This is a genomic window from Streptomyces hilarionis, assembly GCF_024539675.1.
In the GTDB taxonomy this organism is placed as follows: domain Bacteria; phylum Actinomycetota; class Actinomycetes; order Streptomycetales; family Streptomycetaceae; genus Streptomyces; species Streptomyces hilarionis.
On record NZ_JAHHIT010000062.1, the window covers coordinates 1 to 20,350 of the forward strand.

A 20,350-nucleotide genomic window follows, 5' to 3' on the forward strand; every position below is an offset into this window, starting at 1 on the left:
GAGGGTGGGGTCGGTGGCGGTGGGGCGGGTGACGAGCAGGGACGGGTCGCTCATCAGGCGGCCGTCGCGGGTCAGCTCGTCGAACGTGCGGCGCCACGCGCCGCCGAAGGACAGCGTGTGGTGGCCGAGTCCGGGCCATGTCCGGTCCGTGCCGACGTGCAGGACGACGGCCGACGGAGCGTGGCGGATGCGCAGCGGGCGCCGCGGTGTGCGACCCAGCAGACCGTAGGAGACCGGCAGCTCCGGGGTGAGGACCACGGCGTCGCACGGGATGCGGTCCCGGTCGGTGACGACGGCGGTGACCCGTCCGGCGGAGCGTTCGAGCCGGGTGACGGTCTGCCCGAGGCGCAGGTCCGCGCCGGCCCGTGCGGCGACGTCCGCCATGGCCTGCGGCAGGGCGTGCATGCCGCCGCGGGGGAAGTACACGCCGGCCACGGTGTCCATGTAGGCGATCACGGCGTAGGCGGCGAGAGCCCGCGCCGGGGCGACTCCGGCGTACAGCGCCTGGAAGGAGAAGACACGGCGCAGACGTTCGTCGCGCAGGTGGCGGCCGATCCCCGCGTCCAGCCGGCCGAAGCCGCCGAGGGCGGCCAGACGGGCCAGATCCGGGGTCAGCAGTTGCAGGGGCGAGTCGAAGTTGGCGTCGATGAAGCGCCGCATCTGGGCGCGGTACAGCTGTTCCAGCCAGCGGCGCAGCCGCCGGTAGCCCGCGGCCTCCGTCGCGCCGGCGAAGCGTTCGACCTCCGCCTCCATGGCCGCCGCGTCGGTGTGCACGTCGAGGCTGCTGCCGTCCGCGAACCGCGCCTGGTAGGCGGGGTGCAGGGGGACGAGGTCGACGTGGTCGCGCAGGCGCTCGCCGACCGCGGCGAACGCCTCGTCGGCGAGGTCGGGCATGGTGAGCACGGTGGGCCCGGTGTCGATGCGGTAGCCGCCGCGCTCCAGCCGTCCGGCGCGTCCGCCGGGCAGGTCGTCGCGGTCCACGAGGGTGACGCGGCGGCCCGCGCCCAGCAGGTGCAGGGCCGCCGAGAGGCCGGAGAGCCCGGCGCCGACCACGACCACGTGGTCCGTGGGTCCGGTGACGGTCCGGGTCATCGGACGACCCCCTCGGCGCCGACGGTCAGCAGGGCGGAGACGGGCATGCCCTCGTCGGCGCCGCAGGGCCCGGGGTCGGTTCCTGGCCCGGGTCCGACCCCGGGGTCCGTGCCGGCCGCCGTGTGCAGCAGCTCCCGCAGGCGCCTGCGGGCCTGCGGCTCCAGGGGCACGGAGTCCAGATGGCGCATGCCCTGGGCGACCAGCCGGTCGATCTTCGCCTCGACGACGTCCCGCGCGCCCGTGGCCACCAGCACGTCACGGACCTCGCCGAGACGGCTGTCGGGAAGGTCGGCGCGGCCCAGCGAGCGACCCAGCACCGCCAGCGCCCGACGGTCGCCCGCGGCCTCCGCCCGGGCCCGGGCCACCGCCGCCAGATACGTGGGCTTTCCCGCGCGGATGTCGCCGCCCGTGGGCTTGCCGGTGCGCGAGGGGTCGCCGAACACGTCGGTGAGGTCGTCGCGCAGCTGGAAGGCGATGCCGACGCAGCGGCCGGCCGAGCACAGGGCGGCGGTGCGCGCGCTGTCCGCGCCCGCGAGGGCGGCTCCCAGGGCCAGCGGACGTTCCACCGAGTACAGCGCGCTCTTGAGGCAGGCGGCGCGCACGGCACGGGCCAGGGACGCCGAGGAGGTGACCTGGCCCTGGAGGTCCAGGTACTGGCCGGCCACCATCTCGGTGCGCATCGAGCTCCACAGGTCGCGCACCCTGCGCCCGGCGTCCGCGTCCACCTCCAGGGCGGCGACCGTGTCGTCCGCCCAGGCCAGGGCGAGGTCGCCGGCCAGGATCGCCGCGGCCTCGCCGAACCGCCGGCCGCCGTCGTGCGACACGGCGCCCGCGTACTGGGCGGCGACGTCCGCGTGCAGGACGGGCCGGCCGCGGCGCAGCGGCGAGCCGTCCATGACGTCGTCGTGGACCAGGGCGCAGGTCTGGATCAGTTCGAGGGCGGCGCCGACCCGCAGGGCGGCCTCCGCTTCGGCCGGGCCGCCGCCGCAGGCCCGCAGCGCCCACCACACGAAGCGCGACCGCATGCGCTTGCCTCCCTCCAGGGTGAAGGCCGCGACGCGTTCGGCGAGGTCGTGCCCGAACACCGGGTCGAGGACGGCGGCCCGTTCCACGCGCTCGTTCAGGAGGTCCAGCAGAAGACGGCCCACGGCCGCGGGCACATCGCGGTCGACGGCCTCCAGCGCGTCGTCGTCCAGCCGCAGTCGCACGGGCAGGGGCGGCTCCGCGGGTGCGCCCGGGGCGGGCAGCCCGTCCGCGAGCAGGGGAAACCCGCCGACGGGCCGCACGGCGCGAGGGTCCGGCGCTTTCTGTGCCACAGGAAGATCCTTCGCCTCGGTGGGACGCATCCCGGTTCCTCTCGCCGCGCTCGTCTGGGTGTCTGACGTAATGCCTTCCGCGACGGGGCCGTCCCCGGATGCGCCATCGGGGGAGAAACGTGTGAGCGATCCCGGCGGGCGGGTCCGATGCGCGCGGGAGGCGCCACCCGCCCCGGAGCGGGGACGCGCGAGAAACGACGCAAAGGCGATGCAACTTGTCCGTGCGTCGATGTGCTTCGCATGGTGGGGGAGTGGCGGTCGCCGTCGGCGACCGCGAACACGGCACGCGGGGGCCGCCCCCGCAGACCCGACCCCGCCCCCCGCACCTGGAGACGGCACGGTCACCGCCCGCACGAGGAGCAGCATCATGACTGCACGCCAAGTCACCGAGCAGACCGTCGACAGCACGCCGCTGTGGGCTCCGGCCGAGGACTCCCTGGCCGACGAGGAGCTCGCCGCCGGGTTCGCGGCCGGCGACGAGGCCTGTCTCGTCGCCGCCTACCACCGGTGGGGCGCGCTCGTCCACACGCTCGGACGGCGGTCGCTGGGCGACGCGCGCGAGGCGGAGGACGTCACCCAGACCGTCTTCCTGGCCGCTTGGCGGGGGCGGGCGGGGTTCACCCCCGAACGCGGCACGCTGAGCGCGTGGCTGGTCGGCATCACCCGCCGGAAGATCGCCGACGCCCTGGCGGCCCGGACCCGGCGGGCCGAACTCGTGGCCGCGGCCGGCGCCCGCATGTCCGTCGGGCACGTCGACGGCGACGCACAGCCGGACGCCGTCCTCGACCGTGTCCTGATCGGCCGCGAACTCGCCAGGCTCCCCGCCGCGCAACGCCGCGTGCTGACCCTCGCCTTCTACGACGACCTGACGCAGCCGCAGATCGCCGACCTCACCGGCTGGCCCCTCGGCACGGTGAAGAGCCATGCCCGGCGCGGGCTGCACCGGCTCGGCCGCTGCCTCCAGGAAGAGGGCGTCGGCGACCGCGGAGAGTGATACGACGCAAAAACGATGCGATAGTGAGAGCGTTCGTTCAGGGGCCGATCCGCGGGGTCCACACCCGATCCGGATCGATCCGCGCCCGATCCGATCCGGCCCTCCCGGGCTCCCAGGGCCTCCCGGCCCTCAGGGGCATCCCGGGCTTTCCCGCCCCTCGCGACCGCTGGTCGGCGGCGGGTTTCGTGCGGACGGTGCATCCGCGGTCGCCGCTGTGCCCGTAGTGGTGCGCGTGGAGCCGTCGCAGGGGGCTCCGCCCGCTGCGGGGGTCGCGCCCGTCGAGTGCGGGGCTCGCGCAACGGACCGTGCGGACGTCAGGAGGACGGCGTGGCCGAGCGGCCGGCACTGCCCCACATCCCCCACGCCGAGCTGGTCTCGCGCGCCCTCGACGGCAGCCGGGCGCCGTGGGACGCGGAGGCCGCCCGCCATCTCCGTCAGTGCGGTGCGTGCCGCGAACGGCTGGCCCTGTACGAACGCGCGGCGGCCGCGGGCCGCCTCACCCGCCCGGGTGAAGTCCTCCAGCCGCCTCCCGCGCACGTGTGGACGGCGGTCCGCTCCCACCTCGACGAGGACGCGCCCAGGACACCGCCGCCGCTCCCTCCGCCGCCCGCCCCTGCCCCACGGCGCGCGGCCCTCCGCGTCCTGCGCCGCGCGGCCGCGGCGGCACGGGCCCTCGCCCACGCCCTCGCCCGCGGCCTTGTCCGCCTGCCGGCCCGGCTCCGTCCCCACCGGCCCCGCGAGACCGACCGCTGACGGCGACCGCCGGGAGTGATCGGGCGAGAGTGGGCCACGCCACCCCCGGACGGCCGAGCGGCCCGGCACGGCCTGCATCCGGAGAGGGCCCGCGGGGGGAATGCTTCCGACAGACCACCGGCTGCCCGCGCCGCCGGTGCGACACACGTGGGACAGGGGAAGGGAGCGGCCAGTGCTGCACGCCGAGGTGGCCGTCCTGGGCGCGGGAGCGGCGGGACTCTCCCTCGTCCACCGGCTCGCGCAGACCGCCCCGGGCTCCCGGCGCGTGTCCGCCGTCCTGGTGGACGCGCCGCCCGGCCCGCTGCGGCCGCCGAGCCGGACCTGGTGCTTCTGGGAGCCCGGGGCCGGCCCGTACGACGCCGCCCTGACCGCCGAGTGGCGCAGGCTCCGGGTGCACGGCGGCGCCGGACGGCGCATCGAGGACGACATCGCCCCCCTGCGCTACAAGATGCTGCGCTCCGACGACTTCGAGCGCCTCGTCGCCCGGGACCTGGACCGGTGCGACGACGTCACGCGGCTGGAGGCGACCGTCGAGAGGGTGGACGCCGGCGCTGACGGAGCCGACGTCCACGCCCGCGCCCCCGACGGCCGGCCGGTGGCGGTACGCGCCCGCTGGGTCTTCGACTCCCGGCCCCTCGCCCGGCTGCCCGCGGCCCGCACCACCCTCCTCCAGCACTTCCGCGGCTGGTTCGTCCGCACCGCGCGGCCGGTCTTCGAACCCGCGACGGTGGACCTCATGGACTTCAGGGTGCCGCAACCGTCCCGGGGCCTCGCCTTCGGCTACGTCCTGCCCACCGGACGGCACGAGGCCCTCGTCGAGTACACCCGGTTCTCCGACGCCGTCCTGTCGCGCGAGGCGTACGAGGACGAGCTGCGCCGCTACACCCACGACGTGCTGCGCCTCGAAGACTTCGAGGTCACCGCGACCGAGACCGGCGTGATCCCGATGACCGACGCCCGGTTCGTGCGACGGCCGTCCCCTTCCGTCTTCCGCATCGGCGCCGCGGGAGGCGCCACCCGCCCGTCCACCGGCTACACCTTCTCCGCCGTCCAGCGCCAGGCCCGTGCCGTCGCCGACGCCCTGCACGCGGACCGCGACCCCCTGCCGCCGCCGGCCCACACGGCGCGCTCGCGGGCCATGGACGCGGTGATGCTGCGGGCGCTGGACACCGGCCGCGTCGACGGCGCCGCCTTCTTCGAACGGCTCTTCGCCCAGGTGCCGATGGAACGGCTGCTGCGCTTCCTCGACGGCGGGGCCCGGCTGCACGAGGACCTCTCCGTCGGCGTCCGCACCCCCGTCCTGCCCATGCTGCGCAGCGCGGCCGAGCTGCCCTGGCTCGCCCGCAGGCCGCCCGCCCCCGACCGGTGAGCGGCACCGGGCACACGGCGGGCCCACGAGACACGAGACCACCCGAAGGAGACCGCATGACCCTGCTGCGCGACGAGGACCTGGCCGCCGCGTTCGACCACGCTTCTCGCAGCTACGACACCCTGGTCGCCGCCAACCCCGGCTACCACGGCCAACTGCGCCGCTCCGCGCGCCGCCTCGGGCTGCCCGACGGCGGGGCCGGGCTGCGGGTGCTGGACCTCGGCTGCGGCACGGGCGCCTCCACGGCCGCCCTCGCCGCGGTCCTGCCCGGCGCCGAGATCACCGCGGTCGACGCCTCCGCCGGCATGCTGGAGCGGGCCGCGCGCAAACCGTGGCGGGACGGGGTGACCTTCGTGCGGGCCCCCGCCGAGGGGCTCGCGCAGGCGGGCGTGCGCGGCCCGTTCGACGCGGTCTTCGCCGCCTACCTCTTCCGCAACGTCACCGACCCCGACGCGGTGCTGCGCGCGGTGCGCGACGTGCTCGCCCCGCACGGCCGGCTCGCGGTGCACGAGTACACGCTGAGCGGCAGGGCGGTCCACCGCGCGCTGTGGACGGGAGTGTGCCGCGGCCTCGTGCTGCCCGTGGCCACGCTGCTGGGAGACGGCGACCTGTACCGCCACCTGTGGCGCAGCGTCGTGGACTTCGACACGGCCGACCGCTTCACCGCCCGGGTGGGCGCCGCGGGATTCCGGGACGTCAGGGCGCTGCCCCTGCCCGGCTGGCAGACCGGCATCACCCACACCGTCGTCGCCCGCCGCCCGGGCCCGAGCGCGGAGGACGGCCGATGACCCGCACCCGGCGACCGGACGCCGCGCGGCGCGGCCGGGACCGGCGCGCCCGCACCCTCCTGCCCACCCCGGGCGCACCGCGCGTCACGGGCGACCGGCCCCCGACGGCGGCGGTCGTCGGCGGCGGCATCGCCGGCCTCGCGGCCGCCACGGGCCTGGCCGAGAAGGGCGTGCGGGTCACGCTCTACGAGCGCGAACCCGCCCTGGGCGGACGGCTGTCCGGCCTGCCGACCGTTCTCTCCGACGGCAGCGCCGTCACCATGAGCCGCGGCTTCCACGCGTTCTTCCGTCAGTACTACAACCTGCGCGGCCTGCTGCGGCGCACCGATCCGGGGCTCACCCGTCTGCGCGCGCTGCCCGACTACCCGCTGCGGCACGGCAGCGGCGTGCGGGACAGCTTCCGGCACGTCCCGCGCACCCCGCCGTGGAGCGCCCTCGGCTTCGTGGCCCTGAGTCCCACCTTCACCCTGCGCGACCTGGTCCGCATGAACCCCGTCGCCGCGCTGCCCCTGCTGGACGTCCGCGTCCCGGAGGTCTACGAGCGGCTCGACGGCGTCAGCGCGTACGACTTCCTCCACGCGATCCGCTTCCCGCAGGCCGCCCACCACCTCGCGTTCGAGGTGTTCTCGCGGAGCTTCTTCGCCGACCCGCGCCGGCTGTCGGCCGCCGAGATGGTGCTGATGTTCCACATCTACTTCCTCGGTTCCGCGGAGGGCCTGCTCTTCGACGTGCCCGACGAACCGTTCCCGACCGCCCTGTGGGACCCCCTCGCCGGCTACCTGGACGGCCACGGCGTCGACCTGCGCACCGGCGTGCGCGTCGACGCCGTCGAACCGGCCGCGGACGGCGGTTTCGTCGTCGCGACGGACACGGCGGAACAGCACCACGACACGGTCGTCCTCGCCCTGGACACGGCGGGTCTCGGCTCCCTCGTCGCACGCTCCCCCCGCCTGGGGGACGCCGCCTGGCGGGAGCGGATCTCGCGGCTGCGCGCCGCCCCGCCGTTCCTCGTCTCACGCCTGTGGCTGGACCGGCCGGTCGCCGCCGACCGGCCCGGCTTCCTGGGCACCAGCGGCTACGGCACCCTCGACAACGTCAGCGTGCTGGAGCGCTGGGAAGGGGAGGCGGCCCGCTGGGCCGCGCGCACCGCGGGCTCGGTCGTCGAGCTGCACGCCTACGCCCTGCCCGAGCACGCCGTCCACGACGTCGAGCAGAAACGCCTGATGGAGCAACTGCACCGGGTGTACCCCGAGACGCGGGCGGCGACGGTGGTCGACGCACGGCACGAGTGGCGGGCCGACTGCCCGCTGTTCCCGGTCGGCGGATACCGCGACCGGCCGACCGTGCGCACCTCCCACCCCGGGCTGGTGGTGGCCGGCGACCTCGTGCGCACCGACCTGCCCGTGGCCCTGATGGAACGCGCCGCCACGAGCGGCTTCCTCGCGGCCAACGCGCTCCTGGAACGCTGGGGAGTCAGGGGCCAGACCCTGTGGACGGTGCCGGACCGCGGCCGCAGCGCGGCCCTGCGCGGCCTCGCACGACTCGGCTGACCCCGGAGCCCGTACCACGCTCCTGAACGCCGCCCCGGCCCGCTCCCGCTACCGTCCCCGCCGTCGGCGCCGCCAGAAGTCGCGTGCGCTCTCCGACTGCGCCCACAGGCGGAAGGCCGCCAACGGGACGATCGCGATCACGACGACGACGATCCACCCGTTCACCGCTCGGCCCTCGCCCGGGCGGTCGCCGGGATCTCCGACGCCGCTCCGGGGCGCTCCGGTCCGTCCGTCCGGCCGGGCCCGGCGGTCACGGCTCGGGGTGGGCGTCGACGAGTTCGGGCTCCAGCCCCTCGCTCACCTCGGCGTGGCCCCGGCCGGCCTCGGCGCGCCACGCCTCGAAGGCCCAGGCGGTGAGGGTGACGACGGCCAGGCCGAGCAGCCAGCCGCCCACCACGTCGCTGAACCAGTGCACGCCGAGCGCGACCCGGGTGAAGCCGACGCCGACCACCGACACCACCGCGACGCACCAGCACGCGGGCCGCCAGGCGCGCGGCGCCAGCGGCAGCAGCACCAGCAGCAGGACGGCGAACGACGTGGTGGCCGTCATCGCGTGACCCGACGGGAAGGAGAAACCCGGCGCGTGCGCGACCGGATCCTCCAGGGACGGCCTGGCCCGCTCGACCACCGTCTTGACCAGGAGGCCGATCAGCCCGCCGGCCACCGCCGTCACGGCGGACCAGGCGGCCAGCCGCCACGCCCTGCGGTACAGCAGCCAGAGCGTGAGCAGGGCGACCACCGTCCGCAGGACGGCCGGGTCCCAGACCCAGTCCGACAGGAAGCGCAGGACGGCGGTCCACGCCGGGTGGGCCACGGCCGTCTGGTGCAGTCGCTCGGCGGCGCCCGAGTCCAGGCGGCGCAGCGGCCGCCACCGGCCCTCGACGAGGACGAGCAGCAGCGCGAAGGGCACCGCGGCGACGGCGGCGACGACTGCGGCTCCCAGCAGCCGGGCGCCGAATCTGCGGTCGGCCGTCCGGCGACGATGGTCTCGAAGACGCCGGGCCGCGGCTCGCACAACCATTCAGACTCCAGGATCGGGTTCGATCGGCTCGGACCGCTGGGCCCGCGCGGCCTCCAGCTGCGCGGCGAACGCCAGTCCGAGGAAGAGGGCGATGGAGGTCAGGTAGGCCCACAGCAGCAGCGACATGAAGGCGCTGAGCGGGCCGTAGACCGTGTCGAAGGAGCCGCTGATCCCCAGGTAGAGACTCAGCAGCCAGGTCAGCGCCGTCCACAGCACCAGGTACACGGCGGCCCCGAAGGCCAGCCAGGTGTACCCGGGCTGCTTGCGGCGCGGCGAGCGGCGGAAGATCACGCTCGCCGAGATGAGCGCGAGCAGCAGCCCGGAGGGCCAGCGCAGCACCTCCCAGGCCGTCTGGGCTCCGCCGTCGAGCCGGTAGACGCTCACCGCCGCGGAGGCCAGGTCGCCGCCGGCCACCATGACGATGAACCCCAGTCCGAGCGGCAGCCCGGCGCAGACGGACATCACCAGGCCGCGCAGGTACTTCTGCCGGAAGGGGCGGTCGCGCTCGTTGCCGTAGATCCGGTTGGCGCCGCGCTCCACCTGGCACATCGCCGTGGTGGTGTTGACCAGGGAGAAGAGCAGGCCGAACCAGAGGGCGACCTGCGCGCCGTCGCCCGCCGTGTGCCGGCTGCGGTCGAGCGCGTCGTCGACCACGTCGGCGCTGGGCCCCTCGGCCATCCGGTGGATCGTCAGTTCCGCGATCCGGCCGATGTTCTCGGTGTGCAGGGTGGTCGACAGGCCGACGAACGCGATGGCCAGCGGTATCACCGACAGGACCGTCTGGAGGGCGAGCGCCCGGGAGTGGGTGAAGCCGTCGGCGTACCGGAAGCGGACGAAGGAGTCGCGCAGCAGGGCCCAGCTGCCGTAGCGGCGCAGCGACATCAGCGCCTCGTCGGCGGACAGTTCGTCGCCGGTCATGTCCCGCGTCTCGGGGACCTTGGTCGCCGTACCCATGTCACGCGCCCCCCGTCGGCAGCAGCACGGTCAGCGCACCCGGCCGCACCTCGGCGGTCAGCAGGCGGCCGGGCGTCACCGGGTCGCCGTCGAGCTCGCGGGACTGCGGGGAGTCGAAGGCCAGTTCGGCCCGCCGGAACGTGAAGAACTCCACCGGCACGGCCCTGTCGTCGCCCTCGCCGCGTGCCGTGACGGTGTCCACCGCCGACGGCCGGGGCGGCTTGCGGCCGCCGCGCAGCAGCGTCGCCAGCGCACGCAGCCAGCCGCCCACCCCGCGCGGGTCGAGGATCAACAGGTCGAGGCGGCCGTCGTCCGGGCGGGCGGCGGGCAGCAGCGTGGTGCCGCCCTGCACGGTGCCGACGTTGCCGATGAGCACCATGCGGGCCGTGCGGTGCAGTTCGGGTGCGCCGTCGAGCCGGACGGTCAGGCGCATCCGCGGTGTGCGCAGGGCGCCGACGCCGGCCAGGACGTAGGCGGGCCAGCCCAGGACCGACTTGGCGCGGTCGTCGGTCTGTTCCATGATCGCGGCGTCCAGTCCGGCCCCGGACATGGCGGCGAAGTGGGTGGCGGCGAGATCGTCGCCCTCGATGCGGCCGAGGTCGATGCGGTGCGGAGTGCCACGCAGGGCGGCGTCGAGCGCGGCGGTGGGGGACAGGGGCAGACCGAGGTTGCGGGCCAGCAGGTTCCCGGTGCCGCAGGGCACGAGGGCCAGCGGCACGTCGCTGCCGGCCAGGGCGTCCGCGGACGCCCGCAGGGTGCCGTCGCCGCCGCAGACCACGACCAGGCGGGCGCCGTCGCGGATCGCCGCCGCCGTCTGACCCGTGCCCGGGTCCTGCGCCGTGGTCTCGATGAACTCCGGCGCGTGGTGACCGTGGCGTTCCAGGACTTCCCGCAGCGCCTCGCGGTCCGCTTCCCCGGTCACCGTGGGGTTGAAGATCACCGCGGTGCGACCGCGGTCCGGTGTGCCGCCCGCGGCCGTCTCCGCGGTCACGGCGGACGGCGCGGGGCTCGCCTCGACCGGAGCGGTGACGGTGGTGTCGGTGAACAGGGCACGGCCCACGATCAGCAGGGAGAGACTGCCGTTGGCCAGCCCGCCCATGACGTCCGTGGGGTGGTGCATGCCCCGGTAGAGGCGGGCGACGGCCACCACGACCGGCACGAGGAGCAGCAGACCGCCCACGACGCGCCGCCAGGGCCCGCGGAGCCGGGACAGCGCGAGCACGGCCAGCCCGCCGTAGAGCGCGGTGGCCGCCCCGGTGTGGCCGGAGGTGTAGCTGGAGGTGGGCGGGGAGGGGTCCAGGCGGTGCACCTCGGGGCGATGCCGGTCCACCGACTCGGTGATGACGAGGAACACCAGTGACTGGAGCGACACGGCGACGGCGAGGAAGGAGGCCTGACGCCACATCGGCAACCGGGGTATCAGGATCAGGCCCGCGCACACCAGGACGGTGACGGTGATCACCGTGAGCGTGTCACCGGCTTCCGACCCGAGGTACGACAGCCTCGTGAGGGTGCCGGTCCGGGCCCGTTCGAACCCCTCGTTGACGTCGTCCTCGACCGTGATCGGCCACGCTCCGCGGGCGGGCCCGGTGATCAGCAGGCCGAGTCCCACCATCAGCGCACCCTGGCAGACCGTCAGCGCCCCGATGCGTGCGGCGGTTCGTCCCAGGCCGCGGGGCAGCGCGAACGAGCGGCCGGGCCGGGCGGTTCCCGGTCTCTCGCCGGGCAGTTCGGCCGGTCTCTCCGGTGCAGCGGTCGGCATCATGTCTCCCACGGGTCGGCGCCGTACGGCGGTGTCGGCCGCGGACGTTGCGGCCGATCCACCGTCTGCCCCTGAAGTGCGCGCGCAGACCTGTCACAGGTGGACGACTGATCGGCGCGCCGATCGGGGCCGCACACCGGCGAGGCGGCCCCCCCCGGCCGAGGGGAGGGGAAGGGAGGCAGGGCGAGCCCGCGCCGGGCGTCGAGGTCAGCCGCGGGAGCCGCGCGGGCCGCGGGGCGCAGGCGGCCGGCGGTGCCCGGCCGGGTCGGCGGTCAGCAGCCGGTGGGTCCCCGTCAGGACGAGCAGGTGCCGCGGCTGGTGGCGCAGCCCGGTGACGGTGAGGCGACCGCCCTGGGCCCGGACGCGCCGGCGCAGCAGCAGAAGGAGGTTCAGGCCGCTGGAGTCCATGAACGCCACGCCCGAGAGGTCCATCTCCAGCGTCGTGCAGTGCGCCGGGACGAGGGACGCGGCCTGGGCGAGTTCCGGGTGGGTCTGTAGATCCATGTCTCCGGCGACGGTGATCACGGTGTGGGTGGGATGGTGCTGTGTCGTCGTCACGGCGAGGACGTTCACGGTCCGCCCCCTGTCGGGGTCGAGCCCATCACGCCCTGCGAGGCGAGGGCGTCGAGCGTGCGCAGTGGGCGCGCACGCAGCCGAGCAAGACAACCCGTACCGCGTCCCGGTCACGCTGTGACCTCTGAGAGCGGCGCGGGGTCTCCTACCAGACCAGGCTGGTTGTCCTTGCAGCGTCGCACAGACCGCCGCGCTCCGACAGGCCGCCCCGGCGGCCGGCCGCGAACCGGGTCACCGACGACCGGGGCCGCCTGCGGGAGCGGTTTCGGGGGCGGCCACGGAGGTTCGCAGGTGCGAGCAGCTGCCCCGCACGGCGGCCGGGGGGATCCGCGGAATGCGCATGCGGCGCAGCAGACCGCGGGTGAGACGGGTCTCCAGCGTGGTGCGCCAGGTGACGCCGGGATGACGGGACCGCAGGTGCGACAGGGCGCGGGTGCCGAGCCCGCAGTCGCGGAACGGCTCGTCGAGAACGACGTCCGTGATCACGCCCTCGGCGCACTCGTCGCAGGCCCGATAGGTCACCTGCCCGACGACTTTGCGGATGTGAACCAGCAGGAGGCACTCCTCGCCCGTCCCCGCCGGAGCCGTGGAGGGCAGCAGTTCGACCCCTCGGTAGGCCAGGAGCCGCCGGTGCCACCGGCCCCCTCGTCGTCCGGTGCGCCGGTGCCTTCCCTCGTGCCGTTCCTGTGCGGCGTCCTCGCGTACAGGCCGACCGTGTGCGTTGCTCGTGACGTACATCTGGTTTCCCTGCATCCCTCGCGGCTGCCCCCGAACCGCGTACCTCATTCGCGCCTCCTTCGCGCAAACGGTCCGTTCGGACGCCTCCCGGCCCGGACGCCTCCTCCCGCGCGGCGCCCGGCATGACAAGCTGTGCTCTCCACTGCCCAGTGCCAGGAGGTCACCATGGCCGCAGAGTCTGCATCGCCCGAAGGCTCGGAGCCGGTCGACGGCGAGAGCGGTCCCCTCTCTCCCGACGACGACGGTCAGAACGACTTGAAGCGCAAGTTCCGTGAGGCTCTGGCCCGCAAGCGCGGCGTGCAGGCCGACGCCGGCGACGCCGCGGGGAACGCCGGCACCTCGAAGATCCACGGGGCGCACGGCCCGGCGGCGAGCCAGCGGTCGTTCCGACGCAAGAGCGGCGGCTGAGTTCCGGGGGTGGGCCCCCCTGGCACACGAACCCGGCCGCGCCCCTGTCAGGTGAACTCGGGTGAGGACGGCGGCACTCGTCCGGCGGCCGGGCGGGCGCGCCGGGGTCTCCCGGCCGCCTGCCGGCCCGCCCGCCGGGCCGAGCCGTGACGAACGGCTAGGAGTCGGCCGTGCGCGTCGTGAGGTCCTCGTCGGTGATCGCGCGGACCACCCGGCACGGTGTGCCGACGGCGACGCTCATCGGGGGGATGCTCCGGCTGACGACGCTGCCGGCGCCGATGACCGACCCGTAGCCGATGCGCACGCCGGGCAGGATCACCGCGTTGCTGCCGATCCACACCTTGTCCTCGATCACGACGGGTTCGGAGAACCGCCCGAAGTCGTCGCGGCGCGAGGGGTGCACGGGGTGGCCCGTGGTGGTCAGCGTGACGCTGGGGGCGATCATGACGCCGTCGCCTATGCGGATGTCGACGTCGTCGACGAACGTCAGGTTCACGTTGCCGAAGAAGTCGTCGCCGATGTGGACGTTGCTGCCGAACCCGGCGTGGAACGGCGGCAGCAGCACCGTGCGTTCGCCGATCGAGCCGAAGATCGCGACGAGCAGCGAACGGCGCTTGTCCTCTTCGCCCGGCGGCGTCCGGTTGTACTCGAAGATCTGGTCCGTGCGCCGGCGGGGAGCCTGGAAGGCCGCCTCCGACTCGGTGTAGACGAGCCCCTTGGCGATGCGGGCCAGGACTTCTTCCTCGTGCGTGTCCGTCACAGCGGAGTGCTCCCTCACTCGGATTCCTCGGGCACCGGCCCGACGCGCCCCCGGCCCCGACGCGCCCTGCGCGACCGCGCGTCCGAAGCCTACGTGCACACCCGAGAGGCCCCCGTGCAACCTCACCCGGGGTCCGGCGCCGGAAGCTAGTCGTCCAAGGGCAACCACGCCTCCGCGCTCGTGTCCTTCGTCCCGAACCAGTAATGCGGCATTCCCTCGATGCTGGTGGTGTGGAACGGGCGGCCGTGGTCGTCGATGCGGATCGTGCCGGTGCGGCCCTGGGAGGACCAGTCGAGCTCGAGGTACCAGCGGGCGTCGTAGACCTGCGTCGTCGCGTCCACCAGCAGCACCTCGGGGTCCTCGGCCGAGACGCGGTAGGGGAAGCGGACGGCGGGGACGCTCTCCTGGCCGTCCGAACTCTTCTGCGGGCGGGTGAGGGGACGGTCGGCGTCGAGGTTCACCGCGAAGTTGCGGGGCGTGAGGTCGCCGCCGCAGCCCTGACCCATGGAGTAGGCGATCCCCGAGCGCGGCCGGTCGCGGCTCACGATGCGGACGTGGAGCGCCTCCAGGACCACGGCGGTGGACGACCGCCCCTGCACCGAGACCCGCACCCTCGTCTCCCGCCCGTGCACCGCGCCCTGCGACACCGCCCAGGCTCCGGCGTCCTGCTCCACCGGCGGCGGAGGCACCTGCGCGGGCGGCTTGTCGACGACGTAGTCCTGCCCGCAGCCCATGTCCCAGATCAGGGAGGTGGTCCAGGCGAGGGGCAGTGCGGCGGGCGGTTTCGCGGTCGGGCCCGGACCGCCGACCGCGGCCGTGGGGGAGGGAGCCGGGTGGTGTGCGGCGTGCGAGGCGGAGCTGCGGGACGGGGTCGGGGACGTGTCGGCCGACGGTCTCACCGAACGGTGGGGCACGCCGGGGGCGGTTGTCCCGGGGCTCCCGGGGCGGACGGCGTCAGCCCGCGGGGAGTGGTCGTCCGACAGCGCGTAGGCGCCCCCCAGAGCCGCGAGTACCGCGCACGCGACGGCACTCGCCGCCCAGATCCTCCGGCGGCGGAACCACGGTCGGGAGCCGGGGGCGGGCACGGACCGGTCCAGGTCGAGAGCGTCCCCGCGGTCCTCGCCGTCCCCGTCGGTCCCTCCGTCCCGCACTGCCGGTGCCGATGCTGCTGCCGCCGCCGACCCGGCTCCCGCTGTCGGTCCCGAGGACGGGGACGCGGGTGCTGGTGCGGGGAGGGGAGAGGGCGGATCCGCCGGATCATCGGCAGCGGCCGTCCGTACCCGCTGCCGGGCCGCGACCGCCGCCAGCCACAGGCGGTGCAGCTCCAACCGCTCCTGCGGAGTCGCCTCGCAGAAGGCCGCGAGCCGTTCCACCGGCGCGAAGTCCTGCGGCACCGCCTCGCCCGCGCAGTACCGGTGCAGCGTGGAGGTGTTCATGCTGACGCGACGTGCCAGGGAGCCGTAGCTCCGGTCCGTGCGGTCCTTGAGTCGACGCAGCAGCGCCGCGAACTCCTCCACGTCGTCCCGACCCGACACCGATCCTCCGTCGTCCGCCCGCGATCGCCCATCCCAGGCACTCGTATGAGCGCACGTCAGATGCGCTGGGACGGTTCCATTGTCCCCGACGGGGCCGAATTCGTTGCGCCGGACCACGGTGACAGCCGATGCTCTTGGCGTCGTACCGGCCGGGCCGGTACGACGGGCCGCATCCGCGACCGGGCGCCGCCCGCGTGCCCCACACCTCACCACCTGGAGATTCGACCATGACGTCCCTCATCCGCAAGGCGGCCGCTCTCGCGGGCGCCGGCGTGGCCATCGCGACCATGTCCGCGACCGGCGCTTCGGCGGCTGCCGCGGAGTCTCCCACCCACGGCTGCCCGTATCCCTACGTCTGCTTCTACGTCGACGAGCACGCCTGGGACTCGGGTACGCCGGTCGCCAAGTACCGTGACGTCACGAGTTCTTACCAGACGGTCAGGTCCCGCCCGCACTACCACGTGGTGAACACCCGGAACGACGACGTGGCGTACCTGCGGCTTCAGGACGGCAGCTCGATCTGTCTGCCGCCGAACAGCGAGACCGCGTTCACGAACGCCTACAGCGTCACCGGCATACGGATCTCCACCAGTTCCACCTGCTGAAACCGTGGCCGCCCGGGCCGTTACCCGTGCGGCTGCGGCATCGTGACGATCGGAAGCCTTCCGGCCTGCTAGGATCCCGGTCGTCACGTGAGCCTTCTCGGCGCGGATTCCGATCCGCCGGGGAGGCTTTTTCCTTGCCCGGAGGCCGCCGGCCTCCGCGCCCCCGGCCCGTTCCGGGCGCCGTCTCGCCGAGTCGCTCGACGCGGCGCGCGCCCGTCGCCGGTTTCGCGTCCCCCGTTCCGAAGAGGAGAGCCATGTCCACGAGCCCACCCGCCAACCCCGGTGCAGAACACAGCACTTGGCGACTCGGTGACCTGACGGTCCGTCGTGTGGGGTTCGGCGCGATGCGTCTGACGGGAACCGAGCCGTTCGACCGGGGCCTGCCGCGTGACCGCGACCGGTCGATCGCGGTGCTCCGGCGCGCGGTCGAACTCGGCGTCGATCACATCGACACGGCCGCGTACTACTTCTCGTCGACCCGGTCCGCCAACGAGCTGATCAACCGGGCCCTGGCGCCGTACCCGGAGGACCTGGTCATCAGCACCAAGGTCTGGCCCGGCCGTGACCCGTCGGGCGCGTGGTGGTGGGCGACGCCGGAGCAGCTGCGCGGCCAGGTCGAGGAGAACCTCCGCCAACTCGGCCGCGACCACCTGGACCTGGTGAACCTGCGCGTTCCCCCGAGACAGCGGAACGGTTCGATCGCCGAGCACTTCGGCGCGCTGGCAGAGCTGCGCGACGCCGGGCTGATCCGCCACCTCGGCGTCTCCCACGTGACGAGCGAGCAGTTGACCGAGGCCCGGGCCATCGCCCCGGTCGTCTGCGTGCAGAACCCCTACGGGATCGGCGCGCCGAGCGAGGACCGGGCGCTCCTGCGACGCTGCGGCGAACTGGGAATCGCCTTCGTCCCGTTCTTCGCCATCGCGGGCCCCGGCCGCGAGGCGGGCCCGGCCGCCGAGGACGGCGAGGCGGTACGCGCCGTCGCCCACGCGCACGGTGTGTCCGTCGCACAGGTCCGGCTGGCGTGGACCCTCCGGCAGGGGCCGCACGTCCTCGCGATCCCTGGGACCGGCGATCCGGACCATCTCGAGCAGAACATGGCCGCCGGCGCGCTGCGCCTGTCGGAGGAGGAGATCGCACGCCTCACCTCGCCCGGTCCGGACGAAGCCTGACGCCCGCTCCGATGCGAAGCCGGAGAGGTCCGACTTCCCCACGGGGAGGTCGTTCTGACGGCCCGTGCCCTTCTACGGGGGAGGACGGGCGCAGGCATGATGTGGGGGCATGACTCACACCGCGCGCCGCATGTTCGAGCTTCTGGAGCCGATCTGCCTGGTCACCTTCTTCGCCGACGAGTGCAACGAGGAGCTGGCCGCGCTCGGCCACCGCACCTACTGGGACGGCTACTTCGCCAGCCGTGCCGCTCCGCTGGGGCGCGTGCCGGCGCAGGTGGTGCACGCGGCCTTCTACAACTTCGCCGACGGGGAGGCCGCCCGGCACATCCCGAGCGCGTGGGAGACGATCCCGCCGGAGGCGTCCGTAGCCGCACGGGAGCGGGGCAGCGCGGCCTCGCTGCGGCGGATCCTCGGCGGCGAGCCGGCCGGCTCCGCGGGTCTCGTGCGCGCCGCCGACCTGACGACCAAGGCGGCCACGAGCGCGCCCACGGAAGGCCGGGTGATGTATGCCGGGATGCGTACCGTGCCGGTGCCGAGCGACCCGGTCGCCCGGCTGTGGCATGCGGCGACGATGCTGCGCGAGCACCGTGGCGACGGGCACATCGCCGCCCTCGTGGGTGCGGGCATCGGCGGCACGGAGGCCCACATCCTCTCCGCGCTGGAGCAGGGCATCCACCCTCCGGAGTCGTTCGGGCGGGTCCATCACCTGCCGAAGGAGCGGCTGACCGAGGTCATGGACGGCCTGCGCGAGCGCGGACTCGTCGACGCCGAAGGCCGGTTCACCGACGCGGGCCGTGAGACCAGGCAGCGCGTCGAGGACCTGACGGACGAGCTCGCCGCCGCGCCGTACGAGGCTCTGTCGCCCGCCGAGCTCGACGAACTGGTCGCCGAACTCGAACCCATCACCGCGAGGCTGGTGGCCGCCGGCTCGCGGTGACGACCGACTATCAATGACCGACTACCGGCGGCCGGCGAGCTGTGGCCGACGGGGCGCGGGTGCGAGGGGGCCCCATCGGCCGGCCCCGAAGTCCCCGACCCGGGCCGTGTGTTCCTCAGGCGTCCTGTGGATACCAGCGCAGTTCCACGGTGTTGCCGTCAGGGTCCCGCACATAGAGGGAGAGGGCGGTGCCCCGGGCGCCGAATCGCTCACCGGGGCCGTCCAGCACCGTGAACTCGCCGGACTCGACGACCTGTTGCCAGTCGAGCGGCTCGACCACGAGACAGATGTGGTCGACGTTGGAGTGCTGGGGGCGCTCGGCGGGAGCCCTCACGAGGTCGATGATCGTGGTCGGGCTCACCCGCACGGACGGAAAGGGCGCTTTCCCGGCCCGCCACTCCTCCACGCGCACCGGTTGCAGCCCCAGCGGGCCGGTGTAGAACGCCAGCGAACGCTCGACGTCGGCGACGTTGAGGACGAGATGGTCGAAGTCGATCACGCGCACGATGTCTCCGCGGGGTCGGGGCGCCCGGGGCGCCGGTGCCGGTGCGACGGGGCCGTCGACACCGTGCGTCGCGGCCCTGTCCGTGGGGTGATCATCGCCGACGGACGCACCTCGGTCCACCGGGTGTCCGTCGTCGTCCGGCCGGGCGGGACGAATCAACAGGTGCGCCGTGGGTACTCCGGCCGCGTATCGCACCGTCCACCTGTTCCGGGAGAGTCATGACGACGCAACCGAGTGCGCACGACGAGGGCAACCGCTTCTGCAAGGCCTGCGGGACGCCGGCCGAGGACGGGAGGCTGTGCGGTCACTGCGGCAGCGTCCTCCAACTCCCCGACGAGGAAGGGCTGGTCGAGGACCAGGGCGCGGCCGTGCGACGCGACGTCGAAGGCCGTGCCGACCAGCGGCGGTAGCGCGAACGAGGGGCTGCGCAACCTCTTCGGCTTAAGAGCGTGCACCGGGGTACACGGTCGCCATGGCACCGAAGACTGATCACCGGGTTTCCCTGCGGGCCGTGCGGCAGCTGCGCCGGACCCGCGCCTTCTACGCCGCTGGAGTCGTGCTGTGGACGGCCGCGGCGGCCTGGACGGGCTGGACCCATCCCGCCAGCCGCCAGATGTGGGTCGCCGTCCTCCTCCTCGCGGTCTTCGCCGGTCTGCTGGTGACGGCCTCCCTGTGGCTGCAACGCCTCCAGCAGGCCGTGGCGAAGCGGCAGGCCCACCGCGGCGCACGACGACACGCCGTCGCCCCGCGCCACGCCGGCGCCTGACTCCGCCGGCCACGGCGTCGGACCACCACGACACGGCCTCGTCCGGACTTCTTCCCCGCGGAGGGACGCCGGTCGGGCATGCTGGGAGCCGGAGGCCGGGAGGTGGGGCATGCGGCGGTGGGCTGCGGTGTGGGTCGTCTTCGTGGCCGTCGTCCTGACGGCTTGCGGCACGTCGGCGGACCCGGGCACGGTCGGCGGGGCGTCCGGGACTCGCCCCGCCGAGCCGTCGAGCGGTGCGCCCTCCACCGGCTCCGCCCTGCCTGCCTCGCCCTCACCCACGTCCACCTCGGCCCGGACCGCGAGCCCGACGGGGCCGGGCGCGCCCGTGCCCGCCGCGTCGCCCTCGGCTTCGGCCGCCGCCTGCGTCGCGGGACGGACGGAGGTCACCGTCGCTCCGGGTGATGCGCCCCGACGGTCGTTGTGCGTGCGTCCCGGGACCGTGGTGTCACTGGTGTTGCGGCCCCGCACGGACGACAAGCGCTGGGCGGCCGTGCGCAGTTCCGCACCGGCCCTCGTCGTGGCCTCCGGGTGGAGCGTGGACGCCGGGGGCGCTGCCCGCGCCTCGCTGCGGTCCGTCGGCGCCCGGGGCGGCAGCGCCAGGATCACCGTGCCGGCGAAAGCCCCGGACGTGGCGGGAGCGGCGCGGGTCGCCTTCACCCTCGACATCACCGTGACCCCGCCGACACGGGAGGGATGACCCTCCCGTCGCCTCACCGGCACCGCAGCACGCCGCAGCCTTCGCTGGCCGCGTGGGC

The 20,350-nt window shown here is 74.6% G+C and carries 22 protein-coding genes; 12 read left to right on the top strand and 10 right to left on the bottom strand.

Annotated features, from left to right (window positions below):
• Both crtI and KMS84_RS16210 read right to left on the bottom strand, forming a co-directional pair.
• The coding region (gene crtI / locus KMS84_RS16205) for a phytoene desaturase family protein (RefSeq protein WP_256916918.1) at positions 1 to 1,092 on the bottom strand (1,092 nt) is incomplete at its 3' end.
• A complete protein-coding gene (locus KMS84_RS16210; protein WP_256916919.1) occupies positions 1,089 to 2,438 on the bottom strand; it encodes a polyprenyl synthetase family protein in 1,350 nt (449 codons plus the stop codon). The genes KMS84_RS16210 and crtI, both read right to left, overlap by 4 nt.
• A gap of 337 nt (positions 2,439 to 2,775) precedes the next feature.
• On the opposite strand from KMS84_RS16210, the gene KMS84_RS16215 reads away from it, so the two are divergent.
• From KMS84_RS16215 to KMS84_RS16235, 5 genes are all read left to right on the top strand, one after another.
• Positions 2,776 to 3,402, top strand: coding sequence for a sigma-70 family RNA polymerase sigma factor (locus KMS84_RS16215; protein ID WP_256916920.1), 627 nt, complete (start codon positions 2,776 to 2,778; stop codon positions 3,400 to 3,402).
• Positions 3,403 to 3,729: 327 nt separating this feature from the next.
• The gene (locus KMS84_RS16220) at positions 3,730 to 4,155 is read left to right on the top strand and encodes a hypothetical protein (RefSeq protein ID WP_256916921.1); all 426 of its coding nucleotides are present in this window, start codon (positions 3,730 to 3,732) and stop codon (positions 4,153 to 4,155) included.
• A 172-nt stretch (positions 4,156 to 4,327) separates the two neighbouring features.
• Positions 4,328 to 5,524: a lycopene cyclase family protein gene (locus tag KMS84_RS16225; protein WP_256916922.1), complete on the top strand. Its 1,197-nt coding sequence runs from the start codon at positions 4,328 to 4,330 to the stop codon at positions 5,522 to 5,524.
• 56 nt (positions 5,525 to 5,580) lie between these two features.
• Positions 5,581 to 6,312: a class I SAM-dependent methyltransferase gene (locus tag KMS84_RS16230; RefSeq protein ID WP_256916924.1), complete on the top strand. Its 732-nt coding sequence runs from the start codon at positions 5,581 to 5,583 to the stop codon at positions 6,310 to 6,312.
• A complete protein-coding gene (locus KMS84_RS16235; protein WP_256916925.1) occupies positions 6,309 to 7,862 on the top strand; it encodes an FAD-dependent oxidoreductase in 1,554 nt (517 codons plus the stop codon). The genes KMS84_RS16230 and KMS84_RS16235 overlap by 4 nt, the downstream gene beginning before the upstream one ends.
• 250 nt (positions 7,863 to 8,112) lie before the next feature.
• Here the strand turns inward: KMS84_RS16235 and KMS84_RS16240 are convergent, their stop codons facing one another.
• The 5 genes from KMS84_RS16240 to KMS84_RS16260 all read right to left on the bottom strand — a co-directional run bounded on the left by KMS84_RS16240 (position 8,113) and on the right by KMS84_RS16260 (position 12,910).
• Positions 8,113 to 8,883, bottom strand: a complete 771-nt coding sequence (locus KMS84_RS16240; protein WP_256916926.1) for a phosphatase PAP2 family protein — start codon at positions 8,881 to 8,883, stop codon at positions 8,113 to 8,115.
• Positions 8,884 to 9,837: a YihY/virulence factor BrkB family protein gene (locus KMS84_RS16245; protein ID WP_256916927.1), complete on the bottom strand. Its 954-nt coding sequence runs from the start codon at positions 9,835 to 9,837 to the stop codon at positions 8,884 to 8,886.
• A gap of 1 nt (position 9,838) precedes the next feature.
• The gene (locus tag KMS84_RS16250) at positions 9,839 to 11,599 is read right to left on the bottom strand and encodes a bifunctional phosphatase PAP2/diacylglycerol kinase family protein (RefSeq protein WP_256916972.1); all 1,761 of its coding nucleotides are present in this window, start codon (positions 11,597 to 11,599) and stop codon (positions 9,839 to 9,841) included.
• Between the two features lie 207 nt (positions 11,600 to 11,806).
• A complete protein-coding gene (locus KMS84_RS16255) occupies positions 11,807 to 12,157 on the bottom strand; it encodes an STAS domain-containing protein (RefSeq protein WP_256916928.1) in 351 nt (116 codons plus the stop codon).
• Positions 12,158 to 12,403: 246 nt separating this feature from the next.
• Complete coding sequence (locus KMS84_RS16260) at positions 12,404 to 12,910, bottom strand: hypothetical protein (protein ID WP_256916929.1); 507 nt, start codon at positions 12,908 to 12,910, stop codon at positions 12,404 to 12,406.
• A 165-nt stretch (positions 12,911 to 13,075) separates the two neighbouring features.
• Here KMS84_RS16260 and KMS84_RS16265 point away from each other — a divergent pair, with 165 nt between their 5' ends.
• The gene (locus KMS84_RS16265) at positions 13,076 to 13,318 is read left to right on the top strand and encodes a DUF5302 domain-containing protein (protein WP_256916930.1); all 243 of its coding nucleotides are present in this window, start codon (positions 13,076 to 13,078) and stop codon (positions 13,316 to 13,318) included.
• Between the two features lie 157 nt (positions 13,319 to 13,475).
• On the opposite strand, the gene KMS84_RS16270 is transcribed toward KMS84_RS16265, so the two are convergent.
• Positions 13,476 to 14,078: a sugar O-acetyltransferase gene (locus tag KMS84_RS16270; protein WP_256916931.1), complete on the bottom strand. Its 603-nt coding sequence runs from the start codon at positions 14,076 to 14,078 to the stop codon at positions 13,476 to 13,478.
• A gap of 146 nt (positions 14,079 to 14,224) precedes the next feature.
• On the bottom strand, positions 14,225 to 15,613 hold the full coding sequence (locus KMS84_RS16275; protein WP_256916932.1) for a helix-turn-helix domain-containing protein: 1,389 nt from the start codon (positions 15,611 to 15,613) through the stop codon (positions 14,225 to 14,227).
• 227 nt (positions 15,614 to 15,840) lie between these two features.
• Here KMS84_RS16275 and KMS84_RS16280 point away from each other — a divergent pair, with 227 nt between their 5' ends.
• From KMS84_RS16280 to KMS84_RS16290, 3 genes are all read left to right on the top strand, one after another.
• On the top strand, positions 15,841 to 16,218 hold the full coding sequence (locus KMS84_RS16280) for a hypothetical protein (RefSeq protein WP_256916933.1): 378 nt from the start codon (positions 15,841 to 15,843) through the stop codon (positions 16,216 to 16,218).
• Positions 16,219 to 16,472: 254 nt separating this feature from the next.
• The gene (locus KMS84_RS16285; RefSeq protein WP_256916934.1) at positions 16,473 to 17,387 is read left to right on the top strand and encodes an aldo/keto reductase; all 915 of its coding nucleotides are present in this window, start codon (positions 16,473 to 16,475) and stop codon (positions 17,385 to 17,387) included.
• 109 nt (positions 17,388 to 17,496) lie between these two features.
• On the top strand, positions 17,497 to 18,324 hold the full coding sequence (locus KMS84_RS16290) for an SCO6745 family protein (protein ID WP_256916935.1): 828 nt from the start codon (positions 17,497 to 17,499) through the stop codon (positions 18,322 to 18,324).
• A 115-nt stretch (positions 18,325 to 18,439) separates the two neighbouring features.
• On the opposite strand, the gene KMS84_RS16295 is transcribed toward KMS84_RS16290, so the two are convergent.
• A complete protein-coding gene (locus KMS84_RS16295) occupies positions 18,440 to 18,829 on the bottom strand; it encodes a VOC family protein (protein ID WP_256916936.1) in 390 nt (129 codons plus the stop codon).
• 218 nt (positions 18,830 to 19,047) lie between these two features.
• On the opposite strand from KMS84_RS16295, the gene KMS84_RS16300 reads away from it, so the two are divergent.
• The 3 genes from KMS84_RS16300 to KMS84_RS16310 all read left to right on the top strand — a co-directional run bounded on the left by KMS84_RS16300 (position 19,048) and on the right by KMS84_RS16310 (position 20,292).
• A complete protein-coding gene (locus KMS84_RS16300; RefSeq protein WP_256916937.1) occupies positions 19,048 to 19,239 on the top strand; it encodes a hypothetical protein in 192 nt (63 codons plus the stop codon).
• Between the two features lie 62 nt (positions 19,240 to 19,301).
• Positions 19,302 to 19,595 carry a hypothetical protein gene (locus KMS84_RS16305; protein WP_256916938.1) on the top strand — a complete coding sequence of 98 codons (294 nt, stop codon included), beginning with the start codon at positions 19,302 to 19,304 and terminating at the stop codon, positions 19,593 to 19,595.
• A 424-nt stretch (positions 19,596 to 20,019) separates the two neighbouring features.
• On the top strand, positions 20,020 to 20,292 hold the full coding sequence (locus tag KMS84_RS16310; RefSeq protein WP_256916939.1) for an acetyl-CoA synthetase: 273 nt from the start codon (positions 20,020 to 20,022) through the stop codon (positions 20,290 to 20,292).
• The last annotated feature ends 58 nt before the right edge of the window (positions 20,293 to 20,350 follow it).